Consider the following 25245-nt stretch of genomic DNA (forward strand, 5'->3'; position numbering starts at 1 on the left):
GTTCTGATGTCTAAAAACTTATGTGCAAAGAGAGAAACTCATTGTGAAGTCAAAGCGAAATTACTTTGACTTCACTTTATCTACAAGTCCTTTGACACCGTTGAAAGTCTTAGTCATCACCTGACGTGCTATTGCTTCTCGCTTAAGCCGATCATTCTCCTTGACTAGGCCAGCAATACGATCATTTAAGCTCTGAATGTCTCCACGCAATTGGATATTCTTCTTCTTTGCTTGATCTTTGTCAATTGTCAGTTCGCGAGTTCGAATATCCTGATTGACTACTTTTTGTTTGAGGTCAGAGGTGTTATTCTCTCGTAGCATTTGATCTTTACGATTATTATCGAGTTTTAGGCTCCGGATCTCAATGTTTTTTTCATGTAGAGTATTTTTCAAATCAGTGACTTCAAGAGTGACTCTCTCTAGAGCCTTTTTTAATTCAAAGAAGTCATCGTTAAACATATAAGGCTTCTCCAGGGGCTGAAAGTAGTCAGTTCTAATACACATCTATGGTTCCCCTTCTTTTAAGTTAGAAGATCACATGATGGAGACAGGCTTGCTAACATAGCCCTAGTCTGAGATCAGAAAATCGAAACTGATGCAGCAGGTAAGCTAGATTTGTGTGGGATAGAAGCCCTGGCAGACTATGAGGTTAGCAACGCGAGAGAAATTTGAAAGAAGGATTCAGTTGTGGCGATCGCAAGTTCCTCAACCCAGCTCTACACCGTTGAAGAATATCTAGATCGAGAAACTCAATCTGATATTCGTAGCGAGTACCGCAATGGAGAAATCATTCCCATGACGGGAGGCACTCCCGCGCACAATAAAATTATTAGCGCCTTAAATGCACTTCTATGGTTTGGTCTCCGGGGACAAGCCTTCAGTCTTTTTGCCTCAGACCAGCGCCTTTGGATCCCTAACTGCAATCTTTATACCTATCCTGATGTCATGGTGGTTGCGAATCCATTAGATTTACAGGCCGGACGAACCGATACGGTCACGAATCCGATTCTAGTAGCTGAAGTTCTGTCTAAGTCAACGAAGGACTATGACCGAGATGAAAAGTTTTCGGCCTACCGGACCATAGACACATTTACAGAGTATCTACTCATTGACCAGTATCAGCAAAGAGTCGAACAATATGTACGACAGGAAGCCAATCAATGGCTACTTACGGTTCATGAGGGGCAGGCAGCGAGCATATCTCTTGCTTCTGTACCAGTTGAGATTACACTCACTGAACTCTATGAGACAGTAGAACTTAAATCAGACGGTTGAAGTATTGATGGTATCGATTCAAAATCAAGTGGTTCTGGTTACTGGCGCTAGTAGCGGTATCGGCATGGCCTGCGCGAAAGCTTTTGCTGCAACCGGTGCCAAGCTCATTTTGGCGGCTCGCCGAGAGGATCGCTTACAGACGCTAGCGACCGCTCTCAAAGATGAATTTGGGGTAGAGAGTTACGTGCTGGTGCTGGATGTTTGCGATCGCAACCAAACACAAACCCAGCTCAACTCCCTGCCTGAACCCTGGTCAAATATCGACATCTTAGTAAACAACGCCGGACTCAGCCGAGGACTCAACAAGCTGCACGAGGGCAGCATCCAAGACTGGGAAGAAATGATCGACACCAACGTTAAGGGACTGCTGTACGTTACCCGCGCATTGGTTCCCGGTATGGTGGAGCGTCAGCAAGGGCACATCATTAATATTGGCTCCATTGCCGGACATGAAACTTACCCCAACGGCAATGTTTACTGCGCTACTAAAGCCGCCGTTCGCGCCATCTCAGAAGGGCTCAAGCAAGATTTATTGGGGACGCCAGTGCGTGTCTCATCCGTGGATCCAGGACTCGTGGAAACAGAATTTAGCGACGTTCGCTTTCGAGGCGACACCGACCGAGCCGAAAAGGTTTACCAGAATCTGACGCCTCTCACCCCTGAAGACGTTGCGGATGTCGTCCTGTTCTGTGCAACCCGACCCGCCCACGTCAACCTCAGCGAAGTTTTGCTGCTTCCCACCGATCAGTCTGGAGCCACACTGGTTCATCGACGCTCACCATGACCCAGCTAGGAATTCTGGATGATAGCGCTTTCACTCGTCCTGCCAATGGGCAAACGCTCTCGTTCCCGCTACAGATTGTGGGCGGTTCTACCGCTGCTTATTCCGCTGCCTTGGGCGCACTCCAGGCTGGAACTAAGATCTGCCTCGTTCAGCCTCACTTGGTTCTAGGCGGGCAGTTTACCGCTCAAGCGCTCCCGGCCTCTGATGATGGCCGCTTACTGACGCCCTACGACCAGATCCCGCCGGAGCAACGAGATCCGCAGCAGCTTCGCAATAGTGAGGAATTTGCGCTGTCGCGATCGCAACGTCAATTTCGCAATCGCCAGCGCCAGCTTCAGCCCGTTGCCGGAAAAGTCATCCAAAATCCAGGCGGAAGCTGGGTCAGTCATCTTTCTGTGACGCCTGTTGTGGCTGCAATTGCCCTTAACGAAGCGATTCTTCCTTTTCTTGAGAGTGGACAGCTCACCCTGATCCCTTTTGCTGAACCGATAGAAGTCCTGTTCCAACAAGAACCGGAAGCGTATAGACGCATCATTGGCATTGTCTTTAGAGACAGCCAAACCCAGCATCAGTTTACGGTCCACAGTCAGATCACGATTGAAGCAACAGACCTCGGAGACTTGCTAGAGCTAGGCCAAATCGAATCTCGTATCGGTCAAGAATCAAGATCTGAAACGGGCGAAGCGGCTCTGCCAGAGACGGCCTACCCTGATTGCCAGCAGGCGATTACCGTCTGTGCCGTTGTCGAGCGCAATCTAGGCCCATGCCTTCCACCACCTGAGGGCTATAACCAGGAACCTTGGCTGCAGGCTCAGGACTTCACCTGTGACTTTTGGTTTCAGTCAAATCACCAATGGCAGCGGCAGTGTTTCTACGATCCTGACGGGATGTTTCGCTATCGACGGCTACAGCGGAGTGTGGCTGATGATCGGGCGCGAGTCGGAGACGTAACGGTTCTCAACTGGTCTACGAGTCCTCTTGGCTGCAATGACAGACCGCCGGATCCTGATGCAGCTTTGGGATGTGGGAATGACTATGTGCCGGGTGTGTTGGTGGGCATTCGTCGCGCAGAGCGACAGGAGCAGATTAAACGGGCTTGCGATCGCACCCAAGCCTACGTCCACTTTTTGCAAACTGAAACGGGCGATCTCAAACCTCGGGGCGATCTCACCTGGACTGCTAACGGTATTGCGCTCGCCCCCTATATTCGAGAGGCTCGTCGAGGTATCGCCCTAACCACTATTCGACATCAAGATGTGGCAAAAAAGTTCTTCCCGGATGCTGTGCGCGCCCGCACCTTCGGCGATAGCGTTGGTATCGGTCAATATCACTACCTTGATATGCATCCCAATGATGCCCCCGGTCAAGTCGAGTTAGGAGACGGTCACGATGCTTTGCCTTTTACTATTCCCCTGGGTGCTCTGATTCCCGAACGGACTGACGGCCTAATTCTGTCTTCCAAAAGCATTGGCACCACCCACATCACCAATGCGGCCTATCGGATGCATCCGGCAGAGTGGGCAATCGGCGAAGCGGGCGGACATCTAGCGGCCTTTGCCCTTCAAAATGAGATTAGTGTCCGAGACACTGCGGCTCACCATATCCGCCAATTTCAGCACCAGCTCACACAGGCGGGTATCCCCATCGTTTGGCTGAATGATGTTTCTCACGACGATCTTGACTTCGCTGCAATCCAGGTCCTCGCGACTGCGCTATTGTCCCAAATCTCCGGCACTCTCCCCCCAGCATTGGGGGGCCGGGGGGGCCAACGCAGCAGGGCTGAATTGGCTCAACCTGAGGCCAGTACATCCAGTGTCGATTTGGATAGAGGCTTTATTGATCAAGCAAGTTTGGGGTTTGGAGGGGATGCGATCTCAACTCCCAAACTCTTCGCGACCGCCTTGACCGGGCTGATCGGCTCTTGTCAAGATCTAGCAGCGCCACAGGATATCAGCCTCCAGCACTGGGCAGAGCAGAATCTGCTCACCCCGATCCAAGCACTAGATCCCCATCAGCCCCTGACCCGTCATCTTTTATCTCAGCTATTTCAGACCTTAGAACCGCAGACCCGCGCACGACTTGCCGCTGCGCTTCCCGAACCTCAATCAGCTCTTCGTCGGAGAGATATCGCTGGAATTCTCCATGCGTTAGTGAATTGAAAAGAGCGAGAATAAGGCCGCATTCTCATCAAAGAGACAGGCTGTTAGCCCTAGCCCCGGCTCATTCCACAGCAGCGTGGCAAAACTCATTTGCTCCATGTCTGAGAATTACGTTAAATTTAGTTAAGATAGAAGAATCTTAAATAAACGCCAAATTTTGTTCAAAGCTGACTCTGTGGCGTTACAAGGCCACAGAGCCTGGAATAGTTCGCACAATAGGCCATTCTTCCAGCATCCAGCAATACAAGTCCGTTTCTATTGTCATCGAGAGTTCAATACCCTATGAAAACATCCTGGAAAACCATACTGTTGTGGAGTTTGCCTGCCCTATTCCTGGCTTTTTTCCTTTGGCAGGGCACGGTTGCCACGACGCCTACGCCTGAGAATGCAGTCAGCAACACGGCTAGCTCTCGAATGACCTATGGCCGGTTCTTGGAGTACCTCGATGGGGGCCGTATCCAGAAAGTGGACCTCTTTGACGGAGGCCGTACCGCCATCATCGAAACCTCAGAAATGGAAATCCCAGGTCAGGGAGACCAAATTCAGAGAGCGCGCGTTGATTTACCCGGCTCCGCACCCCAATTGATTACTAAGCTCAGAGATGCAGATGTTGACCTTGACATCCACCCCACCCAGGACAGAGGTGCTGTCTGGGGGTTGTTGGGTAACCTAGTCTTCCCCATTTTCTTGATTGTGGGTCTCTTCTTCCTGTTCCGTCGCTCTAACAACGTTCCTGGTGGTCCCGGACAGGCGATGAACTTTGGTAAATCCAAAGCTCGCTTTCAGATGGAAGCCCAAACCGGCGTTATGTTTGACGATGTCGCTGGTGTTGAAGAAGCCAAAGAAGAACTGCAAGAAGTCATTACCTTTTTGAAAAAGCCTGAAAAGTTTACGGCTGTTGGTGCCAAAATTCCTAAGGGTGCGCTCCTTGTCGGTCCTCCTGGAACCGGTAAAACACTTCTCGCCAAGGCGATCGCGGGTGAAGCAGGCGTTCCTTTCTTCAGTATTTCGGGTTCTGAATTCGTCGAAATGTTTGTGGGTGTCGGTGCCTCTCGAGTCCGTGACCTATTCAAGAAAGCAAAAGAAAACGCTCCCTGCATCATCTTTATTGATGAGATTGATGCTGTGGGTCGTCAACGTGGTGCCGGTATTGGCGGCGGTAACGACGAGCGAGAGCAGACTCTCAACCAGCTCCTAACCGAAATGGATGGCTTTGAAGGCAACTCCGGGATTATCATTCTGGCCGCCACCAACCGCCCAGACGTCTTGGATAGTGCCCTTCTGCGACCCGGTCGTTTTGACCGTCAGGTTACTGTTGATGCGCCCGACATCAGAGGTCGTTTAGAAATTCTTTCTGTCCACGCCCGCGACAAAAAGCTAGGGGATGAAGTTTCTCTAGAAAGCATTGCCCGCCGCACTCCTGGTTTCACAGGGGCCGACCTAGCAAACCTTCTCAACGAAGCTGCCATTCTCACAGCGCGTCGCCGCAAAGAAGCGATCACGCTCCTAGAAATTGACGATGCCGTTGACCGTGTTGTCGCCGGTATGGAAGGCACGCCTCTGGTTGACAGCAAGAGCAAACGTTTGATTGCTTACCATGAGATTGGCCATGCCATTGTTGCAACTCTGATCAAAGGACATGACCCTGTTCAGAAAGTCACGCTCATTCCTCGTGGGCAAGCTCAAGGTCTTACCTGGTTTACCCCTTCTGACGAGCAGGAACTGATTTCTCGCTCTCAGCTCAATGCCCGAATGGCTGGTGCTATGGGCGGACGCGCTGCCGAACAGGTTGTTTTCGGTGATGCGGAAGTCACGACGGGCGCTGGCGGCGACCTACAGCAAGTGACCGGAATGGCTCGCCAGATGGTGACGCGATTCGGGATGTCTGATCTCGGTCCGATGTCTCTCGAAAGTCAACAGGGTGAAGTCTTCTTGGGGCGAGATTTGATGACGCGCTCGGAGTACTCTGACGAAATTGCGGCTCGCATTGATGGTCAGGTTCGGGAGCTGATTCAACACGCCTATGAAGAGGCGATGCGGATTGTTCGTGAAAATCGCACCGTTATTGATCGTCTCGTTGACTTGTTGGTGGAAAGAGAAACCATCGGTGGCGAAGAGCTACGGCAGATTGTGGCTGAGTACACCGTCGTTCCTGACAAAGAACGGTATGTCCCACAGCTCTAATAATTTGCCTCTGAAAGCATCGCTATAGCTTGAAAGGATGGGTTCGCCCATCCTTTTTTCGATCTGGGCATCAGAATTGTTGAGATAGCCGCCTGTCAGGGCTTAACATGAGGAAGCCTGACCCATTCTAAGAAGCTCCATCCTCCATGAAGTCTTATATTGCCGCCGCCGTTCAAATGACAAGTCTGCCCGACTTGCATAAAAATCTGGCTCAAGCTGAAGAACTTATTGATCTCGCTGTACGCCAAGGTGCTGAACTTGTCTGTTTGCCTGAGAACTTCGCGTTTTTGGGTGATGAAGCGGCCAAGATGGCACAGGCTGACGTCATCCATGTCGCCTGTGAAAAATTTCTCAAAAAACAAGCCCAAAAATTTCAAGTCACAATTTTAGGCGGAGGCTACCCAGTCCCAGCTAAGGAAGGAAAGGTTTATAACACGGCACTTCTGGTTGGCCCTGATGGTCAACAATTGGCGCGCTATGAAAAAGTTCATCTGTTCGATGTTGCTTTACCTGACGGGAACATCTATGACGAGTCGAGTTCGGTCCTAGCTGGAGAGCAGCTTCCTCCGGTCTATGAATCACCGACCTTAGGGAACCTCGGCCTTTCCGTTTGCTACGATGTCCGCTTTCCTGAACTCTATCGCTCGATGGCGAATGCGGGAGCCAACGTTTTGTTTGTCCCGGCGGCCTTTACGGCGTTTACAGGCAAAGATCACTGGCAGGTCTTACTCCAGGCCCGCGCGATTGAAAATACCTGCTATGTGATTGCGCCCGCCCAGGCTGGGAGTCATAACTCTCGCCGTCAATCCCATGGCCACGCCATGATTGTGGACCCCTGGGGATGCATTTTGGCTGATGCAGGGACGCTCAAGGGAGTTGCGATCGCAGCCATTGAATCCTCCCGTCTGGCTCAGGTTCGCCGTCAGATGCCTAGTCTTCAGCATCGAGTTTTCATCGCACAATCTTAGCTGAAATCGTTAGTGATGAACTTTCTTGAGATTTCTAATCAGCTCTAAATAACGTCATGCCCCCTCTGAAGTACTAGCCCTCATGATGTCTTTTCTTTCCCCTCTGGTCTTTCTCGGCGCTCCCCTACTCCCGATTCATTTTGCAGCAGAAGTCGCCGGGGAAGCTAATGCTGGCGTTGATGAAGCACCCCTGATCCTGGCTGGTGTTCTGCTGAGTTTAATTGTTATTTATTTTGCTAGTAAGGTTGGGGAAGAACTTTGTTCTCGCCTCAATCTCCCGCCGGTTCTGGGATCGCTCCTAGGTGGCGTAGTGGTGGGTGTATCTGCCCTGCATCTATTGATGTTCCCTGAGGCCTCTGCCACTGAGGTGACGCCTTCGGTGCTATCAACGCTTCTTCAGGCCACCACCGATACGACGGCAGGGACCGCCACCTCGGTTGCCGCTGGCTACAGTGAAGTCATCTCCGTGCTTGCTGAGCTGGGGGTGATTATCTTACTGTTTGAGATTGGTCTAGAATCCGATCTTTCGGAACTGATTCGTGTCGGCCCTCAAGCAGCCGTTGTGGCTATTGTCGGCGTGGTTGCTCCCTTTGTTGCGGGCACCCTAGGGCTGATTTATCTCTTCCATATGGCGGCTATTCCGGCTATCTTTGCTGGTGCTGCACTGACCGCGACGAGTATCGGTATTACCGCTAAGGTGCTGGCTGAAATTCAGCAGCTTTCATCTGAAGAGGGGCAGATTATTATCGGAGCGGCTGTCCTTGATGATGTTTTGGGGATTATTGTGCTTGCCGTTGTGGCTAGCCTTGCCAAGACCGGCGAGATTCAGGTCAACAACATCGTTTACCTGATCATCAGCTCCGTTGTTTTTTTAGTGGGCTCTATTGTTTTAGGGCGGTTTCTCAGCCCTTACTTTACGGCGCTTGTTGACCGACTTAATACCCGCGGGAACCTGTTGATTGCCTCATTGATCTTTGCGTTCATCCTCGCTTACATCGCTACAGCTATTCATCTCGAGGCTATCTTAGGTGCTTTCACCGCTGGTCTAGTGTTGGCAGAGACTGATAAGCGCCAAGAGCTAGAGGAGCAGATCTTACCCATTGCTGATATGTTCGTCCCGATCTTTTTTGTTTGCGTAGGGGCCAAAACTGACGTCAGCGTTCTCAATCCGATGGTGCCTGAAAATCGCGAAGGACTGATTATTGCCGCCTTTTTGATCATTGTTGCTATCATTGGCAAGGTCATTACCGGACTAACGATTGTCGGAAAACCCGATCTCAATCGGTTAGCGATCGGTGTTGGCATGATTCCTCGGGGTGAGGTGGGTCTTGTCTTTGCCGGTGTTGGTTCCGCTAGTGGAGCGCTCTCTCGGCCTTTAGAAGCGGCGATTATCGTCATGGTGATTTTAACCACGTTTGTGGCTCCGCCCTTTCTGCGTATTGTCTTTAGTGATGCTGAAGCAGAAGGCGATGCTCTGGGCACAATAGCGTCGGGTTCCTCTGACCCAGTAGAGGCAACTGTCTCCACCGTGGCTGAGGATCTCGAGCAAGAGTCCTAAAAAGCCTGCGCCCAGAAACTTATTGGCTGCTTTCTGCGTCCAAGCTGCAGTGGAACACGGCTAATGCTGTGCTATACCTCACATATGCTTTTTGAGGGTCGAGGCGATCGACCCTTGATTGTGGAGCCGGGAGGGGGAATGGTTAATAACGGAGATATCCCATGCACCAGATGTTGCAGTTGAATCGCATCAAACAGCTTCGAGTAGGGCTGTTGTTGCCTGGCCTGTGGGGCGGACTGCTGTGGTGCTTACCTGTTGATGCGGCTCAACTAAAGTCCTGGCGTTTTGATCAAACTCAAAATCAGCTGCGGTTCACTACGGATCAGGCGGTGAGTCCGAGGGTGCAGCTGATCCCTGATCCGACTCGACTGGTGGTGGATCTGCCGGGGGTTACCTTAGGCCGACCTACGGTCACACAAAATGTAGGTGCCCAGTTTCGCAGCGTTAGGGTGGGACAGTTTGACGCTCAAACGGCCCGTATTGTTGTTGAACTTGCTCCTGGGTATATTGTTGATCCAGCGCAGGTCAAGGTTGAAGGTAACTCCCCTACCAACTGGTCAATCAAGCTGCCTGAACCCAGTGTATGGCAACAAAACTCAGCTGCGTCTTCATCCCCAACAATCGCATCCCCCACAGAAGCATCGCCGGATCTACCTGAGGCTCCAGAAAGTGGAGGCTCAGCCCCACCTCCTGTGGCCATTGCCAATTCTGCGCCGACTGCGGCCGAGCCAGCACCTCAGACGGATACGGTTGCCGCTGCTAACCGAACAACTATCCGTGATCTGGTTGTGACTAATGATGGGTTCTTCTTTAAAACAGTGGGGCCAAAGCCTGACGTTAAGCTGCGCAATAGTCGAGATAGGGAGACGGTGACTCTTGAGGTTAAGGATGCGGCTTTCATTTCAGAGCTGCGCCAAAAAATATTCAAACCTCGGTATCACGGTGTTGAAAGCATTACCCTGCAGGAGGGACCAGATCCTGGAATGGCCCTCATTACGATGAAAGTGAATTCCGAGAGTCGGGGGTGGCGAGCGAGCGTTAGCAAATTTAGCGGCATTGTGCTGTCCCCCAAGCGGAAGACGGCAGGTACCCGAAAGCCACCTTCTGCTTCAAGCTTGATTCCCAGGCCGACGAGAACGGCTGATGCCTCGAAGAACGGACAGTTAGCCACCATTCGTGCCATTGATCTGGGAGGCGATCAGCTGCTGATTCGGGCAGACGGGCAGCTATCCTACACGCAGGGATGGGAAGGATCCACCTACCGGATTACGGTGAGATCAGCCCAGATTGCCCCCGGATTGAGAGCGCCTCAGGTGGGGTTAGGTAGTTCATTGTCTGAGGTGCGAATCCTGCAGCAGGATCCGACCACTGTCACAATTTTGGCAAAGCCCGCCTCTGGGGTGCGCATCCTGGGCTTGCGGGCATTCAATGCGCAGTCGTTGCTTTTGCAGCTCGCTCGATCCGGCGCACCTGCTCGGATCCCGACGGCTAACAGACCCGCAACGGTTAGCCCGACGCCTAGACCCTTACCTGCTGTACAGGGGCGGCCTGTGATCGTGATTGATCCGGGTCATGGTGGTAAGGACCCTGGTGCGATTGGGATTGGCGGGCTACGGGAAACGGATGTCGTTTTAGATATCTCAAATCAGGTGGCTCGCATCTTACAGCAGCAGGGCGTCGTTGTGCGAATGACGCGGAGTAATGAAACCTTTGTCAGCCTCCAGGGTCGGGTCGCTTATGCTGAGCGGGCTAGAGCGACTGCCTTTGTTAGCATTCACGCTAACGCAATCAGTCTGAGTCGGCCTGATGTGAATGGTTTAGAAACCTATCATGCCCCGGGTGCGCGTCTAGGCTCGCGGCTAGCGCGGACGATTCACAACACTATTTTGCGGAATATCAGCATGGGCAGTCGCGGAGTGAGGTCGGCTCGGTTTTATGTTTTGCGTAAGTCATCAATGCCTGCGGTGTTGGTGGAAACAGGCTTTTTGACGGGTCGCGACGACAACCCTCGCTTGCGCAATCCGGCATGGCGAACGCAAATGGCACAATCTATTGCTCAGGGGGTTCTCAACTATCTTTCTGGTCGCTATAACTAGGGCCAAAGCGTTGTTGATTCTAGGCAAGCAGCGATTGAGCTGTCTTGATGTTCTGCCGTACAGACTGGGCTGAGGCCTCTAGTGCCTGATGCTCTGATTGCGTGAGATCTAGCTCTAGAACCTTAGAGACGCCCTGACGACCAAGACAGGTGGGCACGCCTAAGAAGATATCTGATAGACCATATTGCCCCTGGAGATAGGCTGCGGCAGGTAAGATGCGTGAGCGGTTGAATAGAATAGATTCCACCATCAGGCTGGCGGAGGAGGCGGGGGCAAAGTAGGCGCTCCCGGCCCGCATGAGGCTGACAATCTCAGCCCCGCCGTTGCGGGTCCGTTCAACTAAGCGGGTAATGGTGTCTGGATCCATGAGTTCGGTGATCGGAATGCCGCTGACGGTGGTGTATCTCGGTAGGGGCACCATCAGGTCTCCGTGGCCGCCCAACACCATTGCATGCACGTTGCCGATTGAGACTTTCAGTTCTGTGGCAATGAAGGCTTCAAATCGAGCGGCGTCTAAAACGCCTGCCATCCCCACTACCCGCTCGGGCGAGAAACCGCTGGCCTGCCATGCGAGGTAGGTCATCACGTCTAGGGGGTTGGTAACGATCAGCAAAATGGCGTTGGGGGAGCTTGCGATCGCATCTTTAACGACAGCTGTCACAATTTTGGCATTGGCCTTGAGCAAGTCATCTCGGCTCATCCCAGGCTTGCGCGCCAGCCCTGCGGTCACGACCACGACATCAGAATCTTGCGTGTCTGCGTAGTCTGCCGTCCCGATAATTAAGCGATCATGGGACTCAAACCCTCGGGCCTCTGTTAAATCAAGGGCTAGACCCTGGGGACGACCGGGTTCAATATCAAGCAGAACAACATCGGCAATATTCTTCTCAGCGATTCGCTGTCCTAGCGTACTGCCGACATTCCCCGAGCCGATAATCGTGACGCGGGGCGGTCCCGCTATAGTGGTCATGACTACGCTTTCTTCGCAGCTTCAAGCTGGTCTAGACGCAGCCAGACGTTAGGGGTCGGGACCAAGAACTTTACTTGAGCGTAGTCGCCCTTGACTTCAACGACTTCGCCAGTCCCTTCAAACACGTAGGGGGGAAGACGTTTGTCGCTTGCCTGAGCTTCGACGCTCCCCTCAAATTTTTCCCGGATAATGCTGACAAAACTTCCTTTTTTGACGGCCATAGCTGCGACTTCATGAGATAACTCCAAGGCTATTGTAGTCGTTTCTCTTGGCTCAAAATCAGAACGCTTCAGGCAGACTGCAGGCGTTGGTCCAGAAAACTCAAGATTGCAAGGGCGATCGCAACTGATCCAGCCAACCCGACCCAGTAACTATGGGCAACGGCAGGCGTCTGATCCAAAGCAATGCCGCCAACTAAAGGTCCGATAAAATAACCCACAGCCCAGCAAAGAGAGTTAATCGATAGATAAACGCCGCGTAAGGATTCGGGCGCTAGCGTTGCCACCAACGAAGAAGCCGCAGGAGCGTAGATGACGGTTGCGATCGCAACCCCTCCCAGCGCCAAAATTGCCCACAATAAGCCGAAATTCTCTGAGATACCCATCAGTCCCACCAGCAAGAAGCCAATGGCCCAGGCACAGGCCGATACCATTAGCACCCGAGGACGGCTGAAGCGATTGAGATAGCGCGCCAGCGGCAGTTGCGTGATCACGCTCAGGATTAAATTCCAGGTAAATAAACCGCTAATGATTGCTTCGGAGAAGCCCTCGCCCTGCTGGGCAAAGTTCTTGAGATAAAGGGGCAAAACCATATTCACCTGGGCTAGATAAGTGGTGATCATGATGTTGACCGTGATGTAAATCAGCAGCCGTCGATCCTGCAGGGCCACGAGCCATCCCTTGGCCCCATGACGGCCCCGCGCCGATCCCTGAGCTGACTCTGGAATCGCCACGTAAACGACGCCTAAGAAGATCAGAAACGACACTGAATCGATCACGAATAAAATGCGATAGGCGTTTGCAAGAGCAATCAGCGCCCCGCCCACGACCACCCCTAAACTCAGCCCCACATTGTCCGCCAGTCGCGTAATCGCATAGGCTTCATTCCGCTGCTCTGCCGTACTTAAGTCCGCCACCGTTGATTCTGTGGCCGGCCAGTAGAGTCCCACCCCCATCCCCATAACCAGATTCCCCGCCACCAGAGAGGGGAAATCATTGGCAACAGAGATCACCAGTGCAGCAACTGCAGAGATTGCCACCGCCAGCATTAGGGTCCGCCGCCGTCCCCAAAAGGCTGAATCCGTCATCGACCCGCCCAGGATGCGGCCCACAACGCCTGAAACCGAGGCGGTGCTGAGGGCAAACCCCACCGATGAGGAGGAAAGACCGACCTGATTGACAAAGAAAATCGGCAAATAGAAAAACGTCAGGCCACTGCCCCATTGGGAGAGCAGACGACCGGCAGCAAGAATCCAAACTTGGCGATCGAGCTGTGGCAGCCAAGATAAATTAAGTTTCATATCATCAGGTCTAGCGGTGCGCGTATTGATTAGGGCATTAAAATGGCGCCGAACACCACGTTTACTAAAGAAGGGCTGCCCTAACTCAGCCGGGTACTGCTATGTGGGTTGGAACGGTTTGCGTTCCTTGGCTGTCGATGTTTTTATTCCCCTGAGCTTAAATGGGAGAAGTGATACCCACTTTAGGGAATCCTAATCATACTGCCTGTTCTGACTGACGCTGACTACCCCGCGATAGATTTGATATGAAAAAATTATTCCTGTTGGTGCTGTTCCTGGTTGGGCTGGGCTTCGCCATTGCTAACTTTCCGGGGCTGTCAGCACAAGGCAAATACAGCTCCATTGTTCTAGACTTCAGAGAAAGCTTGAGTACGTCAGACATTGAGCAACGGGTGGATGCGATCGCAACTCAATACAGCGTCGAAGTTGATTACAACAGCGAATTCTCAAAGAGCGACCATATCTTCGTTCTCAAAGGTCAAGAGGAATTGCTCAACAAACTCCGCGCCTCTGATCTGAAAGAACTCACAGAATTTATTGAACCTAACTATCTGTATCAGGCATCCCGAGCGCCCAACGACCCTGACTACAGCAAGCAGTGGAACATGCGCAGCATCAACGTCGAATCTGCTTGGGAACGCACACGCGGCAGAGGCACCACTGTAGCGGTGATTGACACCGGTATTTCAACCGTCCCCGACCTGAAGCAGACTCGGCTGGTCCCTGGATATGACTTTGTGAACGATAGAGCAAGTGCAGATGATGACCACGGGCACGGCACGCATGTTGCAGGCACTGTCGCCCAGTCCACCAACAACGGGTTTGGCGTTTCGGGAATTGCCTATGAGGCTCAGTTGATGCCTCTAAAAGTTCTCAGCCGACAAGGCGGCGGCACTGTCTCAGATATTGCCGAGGCCATTCGGTTCGCTGCCGACCATAAAGCCGACGTAATTAATATGAGCTTGGGCGGTGGCGGCGAGAGCAAACTGATGCGCGAAGCGATTGAATATGCTCATAAAAAAGGTGTCGTTATTGTGGCCGCTGCCGGTAACGCGGGTCGCAACGCCGCCGAATATCCAGCCCGCTATCCCCACGTGATTGGTGTCTCTGCTTTAGATTCAGTGGGTAATAAAGCCCCTTACTCTAACTTTGGAGCGGGTGTTGATATTGCGGCTCCTGGCGGGTCCATACAAGACAGAAACGGAACGGGTGGCATTCTCCAAAACACCATTACGCCACAGGGAGACTCTGTCTTTGCAGCTTTTCAAGGTACCAGTATGGCTGCTCCCCACGTTGCGGGGGTTGCAGCCTTGATTCGCTCTTCTGGTATCCAGAATCCTGATCAGGTTGAAAAGATCCTTCAGCAGTCGGCTTTGCCCAGTCCCGGTGATTCTGCCAATCATTTTGGGGCCGGGAAGTTAGATGCGGCGGCGGCAGTGGTCCTGTCAGCCCAAAAAAGCTTTGGTTTAGGTGGATTGCTCGCTTGGCTACGGAACGGTCTGTTCTTTGGCTCTCGAATTTGGTTTGATGCTGGAGCGATTAACTGGGGGCTTAAGCTTGGCACCTTGGGTTTAGCTTGCCTGATCGCCTGGTCTTGGCGTTCCCTTTTGCCATCACCCTGGAATAGTTCTTTGCTGATGGGCCTTAATCTAGGCAGCGTCGGCTTTTTTCTACTGCGGGGGCTGTACTTTGTCGATTTGCCGCAGTGGCCGTTGCGAGTCCTCGGTAGCTCAATTCCCGAACTAGGCGGTGCTTTGCAGGGGACAATCGTATTGAATCCTCTATTTGCAAATGCTCTGATTCCGCTATTTTTGATTGCGCTGCTGCTCAGCCATCCGCAGTGGAAGTGGTTCGCGATTGGGAGTGCGATCGGTGTTACGGCTTGTTTGGCCGTCAGTGCTGTTGTTTTCCCCGGCGTACTTTGGATTAGCAATCCTATTCTGGCGCGGGGGTATTTAGGTGTGAATGCTCTGTTCTGTTTTGCGGTTGCGCGGCTAGCAGCTAAATCGCCAGCATCATAGTTCTGTAATCTTTTCGCTCTGTAGCAGTGCTGTCGTCTCTCAAAAGATGCCTGGGCATCCTAAGAGTCGTGGACCCACAGAATAGCTATTGAGATTTTATGCAGAACCCCTTCGCAAACTCAGAGCAGAGTGCGGCGCGTCCTTTTCGGCTAGTGCGCTATTTCTCAATCGCGAGCATTAGTGCATTTGCGATCGCAACCGCAATCCTAGGTATCGTTTATCGAGAGCAATCCGTCCGCGACCTTGTGGATCAAGGAGAACAGCAGAACGTGATGCTCACTCAGGCATTTGCTAACTCAATCTGGACTGACTTCTCTCCATTGCTGTCAATGACCCAGCAATTCAGTGACAAAGAACTGCAAAGCCACACGCAGATCATTCAACTTCAGAATCAAGCCATTGCCCAGATGGGAGACTCCTCCGCTCTCAAAATCAAAATTTATGATCTGCAGGGGCGTACCGTCTTCTCTACAGAGACTGCCCAAATCGGTAAGAACAAAAGCAGCTCAGAAGGCTTCAAGACCGCCCTGGCTGGCAACACACTCTCTCAGCTTGGCCACCGTGATACCTTCAGCGCTCTCTCTGGATCATTGAATGACCGTAAAGTGCTGTCCAGCTATGTTCCGGTCGTCAGAAACAGCAAAGTTGCGGGTGTTTTTGAGCTATATAACGACGTTACCCCTCTTGTTGAAAGAGTTGAGGCGACACAACGATTCGTTGTTCTCAAAAGCATCCTCATCTTTGGAGTGCTATACCTCTTTCTCCTCTCCCTCGTTCGCTATGCTGCCAAGGTCATCGACTCTCAAAATCTTGCTCTGCAGAAATCGGCTGGGGCACACAAGCGTCAAGCTGAAGCTCTCAAAGAAGCCGTTAGCGACCTGCGGACGACCCAATCCCAACTGATCCACCAAGAGAAACTCGCCGCTCTTGGCCACTTGGTGGCTGGGGTTGCCCATGAAATCAATACGCCGCTAGGGGCCATTCAAGCCTCAGCCGCCAACATGAACAAAGCCTTAGAAGAAGCCCTCGCAGAAATCCCGCAGCTCTCGCAGAAGCTAACGCCAGAGGAGCAATGCTTGTTTTTTGAACTGGTCGAGCAATCGCAACAAAGCGAACGTCTGATGACTTCTAGCGAGAAGCGGCCCTTGCGCAAGGCCATGATTCAGCAGCTCAAAGAATGGGATATTGAGAACCCTCGGCGCGTGGCAAATCTGATGATCGATATGGGGATTGTGGACAATATTCAAACCTTTGTGCCCCTGATCCAGCATGAGCAATCGGCCTGGATTTTGCAGCTCTCCTATAATCTCACCCGCCTACCGGTCAGTAATCGCACTATCCTCAAAGCTGTCGAAAGAGCGGCCAAGGTGGTCTTTGCCCTCAAAAACTACGCTCGCCAAGACCACAGTGGTCAGCCGCAGTTAGTAAAATTAACGGATGGCATCGAGACCGTTCTAGAGCTTTACCACAACGAACTCAAGCATGGGGTTGAACTCAGCCGTGACTACCAAGCTGAACCCGAACTCTGGTGCTATCCTGACGAACTGATTCAGGTGTGGACAAACTTGATTCATAACGGTCTCCAAGCAATGGAGAGTAAAGGCTCCATTGCCATTACCGTGCAGCAAATTGGAGACCGTTGCCAGGTGAAAATTGCCGATTCTGGTCAAGGCATTCCGTCTGAGGTGCAAGCCAAAATCTTCGACCCCTTCTTCACCACCAAAAAAGCCGGAGAAGGGAGCGGTCTCGGTCTCAATATCAGTCAGCAAATCGTTGAGAAACATCAGGGAAAAATTACCTTAAAGAGTCAACCTGGGCACACTGAATTTACGGTGCACCTGCCTCTCACCCAGTTGCCAGAAGAATCTGCAGCCATATCTGAACCCACCCCTATTGGAGAACTAAGTCATGTCTGAAGCTGGAATTCTCTGTGTAGATGATGAAATTACAATTCTCGATAGCCTTAAAGAACAGCTCTTTCGCTGCTTTGGCGATCGTTACCTCGTAGAAGTGGCTAGCAGCGCCACCGAAGCCCTAGAGGTGATGGAAGAGCTGCAAGAAGATGGCGTCAAAGTGCTAATCATTGTCTCCGACTGGCTAATGCCCGGTATCAAGGGAGACGAGTTCTTGATCAAAGTCCATCAGCAATATCCTGAGATCGTGACCGTGATGCTGACCGGGCAGGCCGATGAAGCCGCTGTTGAGCGTGCCCGCAAGGAAGCCCAGCTCTATGCCTGTCTCCATAAGCCCTGGACCGAGACAGAGCTAACTCAGGTGATTACTTCTGCCCTCAAGTGACCGATGAACAACGCTGCTATTATTTGTGTCGATGACAATCTAGGTATTCTGAGTAGCCTCGGAGAACAGCTGAGGCGTGAGTTTAGCGACGCCTACGAAATTGAGCTGGTGACTGATGGCGAAGAGGCCCTAGCGCTGTGTGCGGAGTTGACGGCAGAAGGCATTGATATTCCGGTCGTTATTTCTGACCAGCAAATGCCAGGTATACAAGGCGATCAGTTCTTAGCGCTGCTCCATGCCCAGTATCCTCAGACGCTGACGATTATGCTGACGGGGCAAAGCAACATGGCTGCCGTAAGCAACGCCGTTAATGCCGCTAATCTCTATCGATTTATTCCGAAGCCTTGGGATAGTGCCGATTTGATTCTGACGGTTAAAGAAGCGCTGCGCCGCTTTTCTCAAGATCATCAGCTCTACGACCATCAGCAGGCGCTGCAGCAGGCTAATGCTGAACTGGCGCGATCGCTCTCTTTGCTGCAGGCAACGCTAGAGTCAACCGCTGACGGCATTTTAGTGATTTACAAACAGGGGACCGTTACCCACTGCAACCAAAAGCTGGCAGAAATGTGGGGGGTGACGCTGCCTACCGATCTCAATCAGGTGCTCGCCCTGCTCTCCAAAAAGCTGCAAAATCCGCAGCAGTTTGACATGCCTAGCTGGGGGCAGGCTCAGTTTCTACAGCCTGCCAGATCCGATCTGTTGGCGCTTACCAATGGGCGTCTGATCGAGTGTTTCTCACAGCCGCAGAAGCTTGGCAAAGAGGTTGTGGGGCGTGTTTGGAGCTTTCGAGATGTGACGGAGCGTCAGCAGGCGGAAAGCATGATTCGCTATCAGGCGAACTATGACGAGTTAACGGGCTTAGCGAATCGCCGTCAGTTTAATGATTATCTGAGCCAATCTCTGACAATGGCGAAGCTCAATCAAGAAGGTTTGGCCGTCTTGTTTGTGGATTTAGACTATTTTAAGGTGGTTAATGATTCGCTTGGGCATGTCATGGGCGATCTCTTGCTTCAGCAGGTCGTGAGTCGCCTGTCGAGCTGCTGCCGCGATCAGGACATTATTGCCCGCTGGGGCGGCGATGAGTTTACGATTGCGCTCTCAAATATTCAGGATCACAATGCCGCAGCGGTGGTGGCCCAGCGAATTCTGACGGCGCTGCAGCCCAGCTTTGATCTGGAGGGACATCCGGTTTGCATCACCAGCAGCATTGGTATTGCCCTGTATCCCGAAGATGGTGAGGATGCAGGAACGCTGCTGCAGAATGCCGATACGGCGCTCTATCAGGCGAAAGAGCAGGGGCGCAATAGCTATCAGTACTACACTCAGGCTTTGAATGATACGGGGCAAGATCGTCTGGCACTCGAGTATGCACTCAATCAAGCTTTAGAGCGCGAGGAGTTTGCGGTTTACTATCAGCCTCAAATTGATACCCGCACGGGTGCAATCTCACATATGGAGGCGCTTGCCAGATGGCAGCATCCGCAGTTGGGCTTTATTTCTCCGGCGCAGTTTATTCCCATTGCTGAGCAAAACGGTGCCATTGTGGCGCTAGGGCATTGGGTCTTGCGGCAGGCCTGTGCCCAAGCGAAGATATGGCAGCAGTTGGGCATGTCTATTACTGTGGGGGTCAATCTCTCACCGCGCCAGCTCAGAGATGGGGCTTTACTAGAAATGGTTGATCAGACCCTGGCCCAAACGAACCTAGAAACGAGTTTGCTGGAATTAGAAATCACGGAGTCGGCGACGCTACACAATTTGACGCAGGCGCAGTCGGTGCTGATGGATTTACATCGCATGGGGATTGGGCTGGCGCTGGATGATTTTGGAACGGGCTATTCTTCTTTGAGCTATCTAAAGCAGTTCCCCTTGGATACGCTCAAAATTGACCGATCCTTTGTGATGGATTTGCTGACCCAGGATAAAGATGTTGCGATCGCAAAGGCAATCCTAGAGCTAGGACGAGGATTAGACCTGCGGGTCGTCGCCGAAGGGGTTGAGACTGAAGAGCTGCAGCAGCTGCTTCAGAACTTTGGCTGTCAACATATGCAAGGCTATCTCTTCAGTCGCCCGCTTCCAGCCCTAGAAGCGACCCACCTACTGCAGACCCAACAAAGCACACGCGCTGCCTAGGTCTCTTGTCAGCGACATCGCACCCGCCGCTGATTACAGCTATGCTGACTTCAAAGAACCCTACCCAAGCGGATGTTCATTCTTTATGAGTATGCAAATAGAAGGCACCCTCAAATATCAAAACATTGGGGTTGGTGCTTGGTCACTGGTTAGCTCAGACGAAACCTACGAACTCTATCAAGCCCCTGAAGCCCTGCAGCTTGCTGAAGGAGCGCAGGTCACAGTGACAGGGCAAGTGCGGGAAGACATTATGACCCTAGCCATGATTGGCCCTGTTTTGGAAGTGGAAGACTATCAAATCCTCAAAGAGCCAGAAGCGTGAGCCTTGGCCCAGTGATTTTGAAGTGCGAGATGGGCAAAGCTATAGTCTGTTCCACGTCGCTGCAAAAGACCTAAAGCAGTGGCCTCATTGAGGACGCTGGCAATATTCCACGGCATTGTCCCAGATCGCCAGAGGATAATTCTCAAAACCAAGCGCTGGAGATGGATGATGCCTTCCGATAGAAACCAAAAGTAAAAACCGATGGGGATTGCCATCACCAGGATGTGGGGCCAAGGGATCCTTTGGGTGAAGGCAAGCAGCAGCAAGCTACATAAGCCCGTGCCACATAGAGCCGCCATTGCATAAATGAGCACAGCCGAAACAGTCCGCCGCCGTCCGCTGAGCCGTGAGGAACGTTGGGGAGGGCTGGAAATAAACAAACTCTCTAACACTGCAGAAATAACTGCGCTTACCGTCACAAACAGGAGTAGAGTCAGTGGCTGCCGACTCAGACCTAAAAGGATTCCGGTTAAAAATCCTACAAGAAGACGACGGGCAAGCTTATGCCGGATTGTTCGATAGAGTCGCAGCCCAGAGACTCGAAAAGTTGGTAGGGGACGGATGATGCTCAACGCACCTAAGGGACCGAAGCTTAGGTCTTCAATGCTGTGGCTGATCAGACCCACCGTGATTCCACTACAGAAGCCTCCAACCATTCCACCCCATAAGCCGCTGATAACGCCCTGAGCCATCGACCCCACTAGCCCAAAGCTGAGGCCGCCGATTAACCCCACAATCAGCCCAAAACAGGAACCACCGCAGATGCTGATCCCCAGCCGATATAAACGCCGTTGGGCTGCGGTGGCTAGCCAACTGGGCTGCAGGTCTGCAGCTCGAATCTGGGTCAAATTCATCCGCTCACACGTCTGGGCTAGCCACATTAATCCCTGCACGATCCGCATCACGGTGTCGGGGTCGTGTGAACCCTTTATCTGCTGCAGTATCGCTTCATGATAGAGCTGCCAAAATCTAGCGTTATTCTGCAGCCACAGCAGCGCCCCAATGTTCGAGAGCAAGATCAGGCGATGGATTGTCAGCTTTTCGTGAGTTTGCAGTCCCATTGGATTGGCTTCTACACGAGATGAACTGCATATCGACAGGGCCTGTGCCCTCAAGGAGAGGTGTCCTTTGTATGAGAGGCGATTCCCTCATCTTTGCATTAAGCTTGAAAAGATAGCAGAATTCCGCCTCTGTCAAGGAGAGAGTCTATGTTGAGCGTTGCCCAATCGCGTCCGTCTGAGCGCGCAGCCTTTATTCAAAAAACCTATTTACACCTCGCGGGCGCAATTGGCGCTTTTATTGTTGTTGAGTTTTTGTTGTTTCAGCTTGGTATTGCTGAGGCGCTTTTTAATCTTGTCTCAGGCAGCGGCTTTATTTGGCTGGCAATCATCGGTGCTTTTTCACTGTTGGGCTGGATGTCAAGAAGCCTAGCGGCGAAGGCTGATCAAGTGGGAACCCAATACGCTGGCCTGGGGATTTATGTCGTGGGTCAAGCGCTAATTTTTGCGCCAATGCTCTACATTGCGGCCTATTTTTCAGATCCAACCGTTATTCCGACTGCCGCGATTCTGACGCTGGCGATGTTCGGGGGGTTAACCGCGATCGCATTTACGACTCGCAAAGACTTCTCATTTCTAGGCGGTATTCTCAAAATTGGCAGCTTTGTGGCTCTGGGATTGATCATCTGCAGCACCATTTTTGGTTTCTCCCTGGGGCTGTTCTTCTCCGTGCTCATGGTGGCCTTTGCCTCTGCCGCCATTTTGTATGACACCTCTAAAGTCATGCATCACTATTCCACTCGGCACCACGTCGCGGCCTCGCTGGAGCTGTTCGCTTCCGTGGCGTTGCTGTTCTGGTATATCCTGCGAATTGTGATGTCGCTTTCTCGCCGCTAACCTGTGACAAAGTTTCTATTAGTCACCGATCTCGATAACACGCTGGTCGGTGATCATTCAGCCCTGCAGACCCTCAACGAAAAAATTGAGCAGCATCGAATTGATTTCGGCTCTCTACTGATCTACTCCACAGGGCGATCGCTGGCGTCTTACCGTGACCTTTGCACCCATACAAAGCTGTTAGAACCCGATGCACTCATTGTCTCGGTGGGGACTGAAATTTACCTTGATGGGAGCAACAGTCCTGAACCTGAATGGTCTGAGCGGCTGCAGCGCCACTGGAATCGTGCCCAAATTCTAGACACCGTGACCCAGGTAGCGGATCTAGTGCCGCAATCCGATTCAGACCAGAGTGACTTCAAAGTCAGTTTCTCCGTTGATCAGAATACAGCTATAGCTGTGGTTCCCAAGCTTGAGACGGCGCTGCAAAAGCAAGCGCTGGCGGCAAAAGTTATCTATAGTGCGGGTCAGCATCTAGATATATTGCCCCAGGAGGGTGATAAAGGCGAAGCGCTACAGTTTCTGCGCCAGCGATGGCAGATCTCAGCCTTTCGCACCGCCGTCAGTGGCGATTCCGGTAACGATATAGCTCTCTTCAACTCTGGCGCAGAACGCGGAATTATCGTGGGCAATGCTCAACCAGAGCTGCGGCAGTGGCATGAGCAGAAACCGGTCAAGCACCACTATCTTGCTGATGGACACTGTGCCGCAGGAATCTTGGAAGGACTCCGTTACTTCCGTTTCCTGTCATGATTGGATATCTCAACGGCTCCGTTGTCAGTCTCCAGCCAGGAAAGCGGACGATTCTAACGCTAGAGGTCAATCAAGTCGGCTACGATTTGCAGGTGCCGACTCGGATACGACAGCAGCTCCCGGCAGGCGATGAGTTAATGCAGGTCTTTACTCATCTGCAGGTGCGAGAAGATCAGCTCACGCTGTTCGGGTTTGCCTCTGTCGCCGAGCGCGATCTGTTCCGTCAACTGGTGGCGGTGAGCGGGATTGGACCCCAGCTTGCTCTGGCGCTGATCGATAGCCTCGGACTGCAGGAGCTGGTGCAGGCCATCGTCAGCAGCAACACGCGCCTGCTTTCGAAGACGCCAGGGGTAGGGGCTAAGACGGCTGAACGTATCGCCCTTGAGCTGAAAACAAAGCTATCAGAATGGCGAAATCAGGCCGGATTAACAGTGGCCCCCTCTGCCGGTCCCGTCGGCACGGTGCAGGAAGATGTAGAAATGACGCTCCTAGCATTGGGATATTCCACCCAGGAAGTAATGCAGGCGCTGCAGCAGGTAGGACAAAATAAAGCTCTTGCTAAAAGTGATGACGCTGAAGCCTGGATTCGAGATGCGATCGCATGGCTCAGTCAATGACCGAAAATAGTTGGATTACCCTCGCAGCCCAGTTAGTTCACGGCTATGGCGTGGCCTCAGGCCGAGCGACCCATTCCCCTTATCCCCAAGGCACTATTGCACTCCAGACGCCTCATTTCCTGGAGCTTGGCTTAGATTTGAGGGGTTACTATCCCGGCACCCTGAATCTCTCCATCGCTCCATATGACCTGCAACTGCGTCAGCCTCGTTGGACCTTTCCGCTCGTAGAATGGTTCCCCAATGTCTGCGAAACGTTCTCGTTCTCTCCCTGTCGGCTTGTTATCAAAGAGGTAAGCGTGAATGGGCTAATCTACTATCCCCATCCAGATACGAAGCCAGCCCACTTCCAAGATCCCAGCATTGTTGAAGTGCTGGCTCCTTATATAGGCGATCTGGATCAAACATCAATGATTTCTCTCGAAGTCAAAGCCCAAGAAATTAGAATTCAAAGCCCTGGCTTGACTCGATAGCCTTTAGAGATGATAGCGATCGCAAGTCCTATGCCTAGCTACCTCAAAGCGATCAACCCGTAGACCAATCCAGATTTTTAAAAACATCCCAAGAAATATCTTCGATCGCACCACAGTACTGGCGGCGGCGTTCCACATTGGCGTCTTAGTGAGAAATTCCTGACTCTAGCAACACCTCTCGAACTAAACTGATGCCCTGCAGAACCTAGATTGAGATATACACCGTTGTCCGCAAAAAGGTCAGAATATCTTGATTCAAGTCACCAAGGCTCTGCTCTACTGTAGGGTGGTTCATGCGGACCAGCCGATTGGTATCGACGGTATACCGCTGAGGCACTGCCCTCAAGCTCTAAGGACTTGAACCATTAGATGAATTTTTTGAAGGGCTATTTTAAGCAAAACCTAGTGGTTTGCTAGCCCGACTATAGGATTCACAGTCAGAATCCGTAATATACCTAGTGCAAGTGTTGCCTAGCACTAGTGTCAATTTAAGTAAGAAATTGTTACTATTGATGAAGTTCTAGATTAGAATTGTTCTGAGATAGAAGGGCGCAGTGATTTTACATCTGAAGCCCACCGACGTACTAGTTAGAAATTAAGAGGAATTTATGGCTGTTATCGCCTACGAAAGAGTCCCCAGCGTTACCTTTAAAACCCGCGTCCGTGACGAGTCCATTGGTGGAGACAATCCCTTCCGTTGGCATGATCTCACGACTGATGATATTTTTGCCGGCAAGCGTGTTGTTGTTTTCTCTTTACCAGGAGCCTTCACGCCCACCTGCTCTGCTAGTCATCTGCCTCGTTATGAAGAGCTTTATGATGAATTTAAGTCTTTAGGGGTTGATGCGGTTGTCTGTATCTCCGTTAACGATGCCTTTGTGATGTATCAGTGGGGCAAGCATCAGGGCGCGAAAAACGTCTTCCTGCTGCCGGATGGTAACGGTGACTTTACGCGCAAAATGGGAATGCTGGTCAGCAAAGACAATCTTGGCTTTGGCATGCGGTCTTGGCGCTACTCAATGGTTGTCGCTGATGGCAACATCGAAAAAGTGTTTGTTGAATCTGAATTCGGCGACAACTGTCCCACCGATCCTTTTGAGGTTTCTGACGCGGATACTATGCTTGCCTACCTAAAGGATAGCTAGTTTCTAGGGCCTTCGATTGATTGAATATTAAAGCTGCTCTCTAAAAACATTAGCAATTTTTATGTGAAGGGGATGCAGCTC

Annotated in this window: 23 protein-coding genes; 17 read left to right on the plus strand and 6 right to left on the minus strand. The window is 51.9% G+C overall.

Features of this window, described 5'->3' with window-relative positions; translation table 11 throughout:
- Positions 1-60: 60 nt before the first annotated feature.
- Positions 61-459, minus strand: a complete 399-nt coding sequence (locus tag C1752_RS12870) for a hypothetical protein (protein ID WP_110986478.1) — start codon at positions 457-459, stop codon at positions 61-63.
- Between the two features lie 228 nt (positions 460-687).
- On the opposite strand from C1752_RS12870, the gene C1752_RS12875 reads away from it, so the two are divergent.
- The 7 genes from C1752_RS12875 to C1752_RS12905 all read left to right on the plus strand — a co-directional run bounded on the left by C1752_RS12875 (position 688) and on the right by C1752_RS12905 (position 11024).
- Entirely contained in the window at positions 688-1275 is a 588-nt protein-coding gene (locus tag C1752_RS12875) for a Uma2 family endonuclease (RefSeq protein ID WP_110986479.1), read from the plus strand.
- A gap of 7 nt (positions 1276-1282) precedes the next feature.
- Positions 1283-2059 (plus strand): SDR family oxidoreductase, encoded by a 777-nt coding sequence (locus C1752_RS12880; protein WP_110986480.1) that lies wholly within the window; start codon positions 1283-1285, stop codon positions 2057-2059.
- Entirely contained in the window at positions 2056-4218 is a 2163-nt protein-coding gene (locus C1752_RS12885; protein ID WP_110986481.1) for an FAD-dependent oxidoreductase, read from the plus strand. The genes C1752_RS12880 and C1752_RS12885 overlap by 4 nt, the downstream gene beginning before the upstream one ends.
- Positions 4219-4500: 282 nt before the next feature.
- Positions 4501-6402, plus strand: coding sequence for an ATP-dependent zinc metalloprotease FtsH2 (gene ftsH2 / locus C1752_RS12890; RefSeq protein ID WP_110986482.1), 1902 nt, complete (start codon positions 4501-4503; stop codon positions 6400-6402).
- Between the two features lie 146 nt (positions 6403-6548).
- The gene (locus C1752_RS12895; RefSeq protein ID WP_110986483.1) at positions 6549-7370 is read left to right on the plus strand and encodes a carbon-nitrogen hydrolase family protein; all 822 of its coding nucleotides are present in this window, start codon (positions 6549-6551) and stop codon (positions 7368-7370) included.
- A gap of 85 nt (positions 7371-7455) precedes the next feature.
- The gene (locus C1752_RS12900; RefSeq protein WP_110986605.1) at positions 7456-8928 is read left to right on the plus strand and encodes a cation:proton antiporter; all 1473 of its coding nucleotides are present in this window, start codon (positions 7456-7458) and stop codon (positions 8926-8928) included.
- Between the two features lie 161 nt (positions 8929-9089).
- Positions 9090-11024, plus strand: coding sequence for an N-acetylmuramoyl-L-alanine amidase (locus tag C1752_RS12905; RefSeq protein WP_110986484.1), 1935 nt, complete (start codon positions 9090-9092; stop codon positions 11022-11024).
- A gap of 19 nt (positions 11025-11043) precedes the next feature.
- Here the strand turns inward: C1752_RS12905 and mdh are convergent, their stop codons facing one another.
- The 3 genes from mdh to C1752_RS12920 form a co-directional block, all read right to left on the minus strand.
- Positions 11044-11994 carry a malate dehydrogenase gene (gene mdh, locus C1752_RS12910; RefSeq protein ID WP_110986485.1) on the minus strand — a complete coding sequence of 317 codons (951 nt, stop codon included), beginning with the start codon at positions 11992-11994 and terminating at the stop codon, positions 11044-11046.
- Positions 11995-11996: 2 nt separating this feature from the next.
- Complete coding sequence (locus C1752_RS12915; RefSeq protein ID WP_110986486.1) at positions 11997-12215, minus strand: NAD(P)H-quinone oxidoreductase subunit O; 219 nt, start codon at positions 12213-12215, stop codon at positions 11997-11999.
- Positions 12216-12283: 68 nt separating this feature from the next.
- The gene (locus tag C1752_RS12920) at positions 12284-13513 is read right to left on the minus strand and encodes an MFS transporter (protein WP_110986487.1); all 1230 of its coding nucleotides are present in this window, start codon (positions 13511-13513) and stop codon (positions 12284-12286) included.
- A gap of 245 nt (positions 13514-13758) precedes the next feature.
- On the opposite strand from C1752_RS12920, the gene C1752_RS12925 reads away from it, so the two are divergent.
- The 5 genes from C1752_RS12925 to C1752_RS12945 all read left to right on the plus strand — a co-directional run bounded on the left by C1752_RS12925 (position 13759) and on the right by C1752_RS12945 (position 20284).
- Entirely contained in the window at positions 13759-15534 is a 1776-nt protein-coding gene (locus C1752_RS12925) for a DUF5942 domain-containing protein (RefSeq protein WP_110986488.1), read from the plus strand.
- Between the two features lie 98 nt (positions 15535-15632).
- Positions 15633-17450: a sensor histidine kinase gene (locus C1752_RS12930; protein WP_110986489.1), complete on the plus strand. Its 1818-nt coding sequence runs from the start codon at positions 15633-15635 to the stop codon at positions 17448-17450.
- Positions 17443-17832: a response regulator gene (locus C1752_RS12935; protein ID WP_110986490.1), complete on the plus strand. Its 390-nt coding sequence runs from the start codon at positions 17443-17445 to the stop codon at positions 17830-17832. Before C1752_RS12930 ends, C1752_RS12935 begins: the two co-directional genes overlap by 8 nt.
- A gap of 3 nt (positions 17833-17835) precedes the next feature.
- Entirely contained in the window at positions 17836-19962 is a 2127-nt protein-coding gene (locus C1752_RS12940) for a putative bifunctional diguanylate cyclase/phosphodiesterase (RefSeq protein WP_110986491.1), read from the plus strand.
- Between the two features lie 85 nt (positions 19963-20047).
- Positions 20048-20284 (plus strand): hypothetical protein, encoded by a 237-nt coding sequence (locus C1752_RS12945; protein WP_110986492.1) that lies wholly within the window; start codon positions 20048-20050, stop codon positions 20282-20284.
- Here the strand turns inward: C1752_RS12945 and C1752_RS12950 are convergent.
- Positions 20257-21345 (minus strand): hypothetical protein, encoded by a 1089-nt coding sequence (locus C1752_RS12950; protein WP_110986493.1) that lies wholly within the window; start codon positions 21343-21345, stop codon positions 20257-20259. The two genes, C1752_RS12945 and C1752_RS12950, sit on opposite strands and share 28 nt — an antisense overlap.
- A 147-nt stretch (positions 21346-21492) precedes the next feature.
- On the opposite strand from C1752_RS12950, the gene C1752_RS12955 reads away from it, so the two are divergent.
- Genes C1752_RS12955 through C1752_RS12970 form a run of 4 tightly spaced genes read left to right on the plus strand, consistent with a single transcriptional unit; the run spans position 21493 to position 24019 of the window.
- On the plus strand, positions 21493-22179 hold the full coding sequence (locus C1752_RS12955; protein WP_110986494.1) for a Bax inhibitor-1/YccA family protein: 687 nt from the start codon (positions 21493-21495) through the stop codon (positions 22177-22179).
- 3 nt (positions 22180-22182) lie between these two features.
- The gene (locus C1752_RS12960) at positions 22183-22932 is read left to right on the plus strand and encodes a sucrose-phosphate phosphatase (protein ID WP_110986495.1); all 750 of its coding nucleotides are present in this window, start codon (positions 22183-22185) and stop codon (positions 22930-22932) included.
- The gene (gene ruvA / locus C1752_RS12965; RefSeq protein WP_110986496.1) at positions 22929-23549 is read left to right on the plus strand and encodes a Holliday junction branch migration protein RuvA; all 621 of its coding nucleotides are present in this window, start codon (positions 22929-22931) and stop codon (positions 23547-23549) included. Before C1752_RS12960 ends, ruvA begins: the two co-directional genes overlap by 4 nt.
- The gene (locus C1752_RS12970) at positions 23546-24019 is read left to right on the plus strand and encodes a hypothetical protein (RefSeq protein WP_110986497.1); all 474 of its coding nucleotides are present in this window, start codon (positions 23546-23548) and stop codon (positions 24017-24019) included. The genes ruvA and C1752_RS12970 overlap by 4 nt, the downstream gene beginning before the upstream one ends.
- Positions 24020-24224: 205 nt before the next feature.
- On the opposite strand, the gene C1752_RS29720 is transcribed toward C1752_RS12970, so the two are convergent.
- Complete coding sequence (locus tag C1752_RS29720; protein ID WP_274704514.1) at positions 24225-24356, minus strand: hypothetical protein; 132 nt, start codon at positions 24354-24356, stop codon at positions 24225-24227.
- A 271-nt stretch (positions 24357-24627) separates the two neighbouring features.
- Here C1752_RS29720 and C1752_RS12980 point away from each other — a divergent pair, with 271 nt between their 5' ends.
- Positions 24628-25164 carry a peroxiredoxin gene (locus C1752_RS12980; protein ID WP_110986498.1) on the plus strand — a complete coding sequence of 179 codons (537 nt, stop codon included), beginning with the start codon at positions 24628-24630 and terminating at the stop codon, positions 25162-25164.
- The last annotated feature ends 81 nt before the right edge of the window (positions 25165-25245 follow it).

The sequence above is a fragment of the Acaryochloris thomasi RCC1774 genome (assembly GCF_003231495.1).
In the GTDB taxonomy this organism is placed as follows: Bacteria; Cyanobacteriota; Cyanobacteriia; order Thermosynechococcales; family Thermosynechococcaceae; genus RCC1774.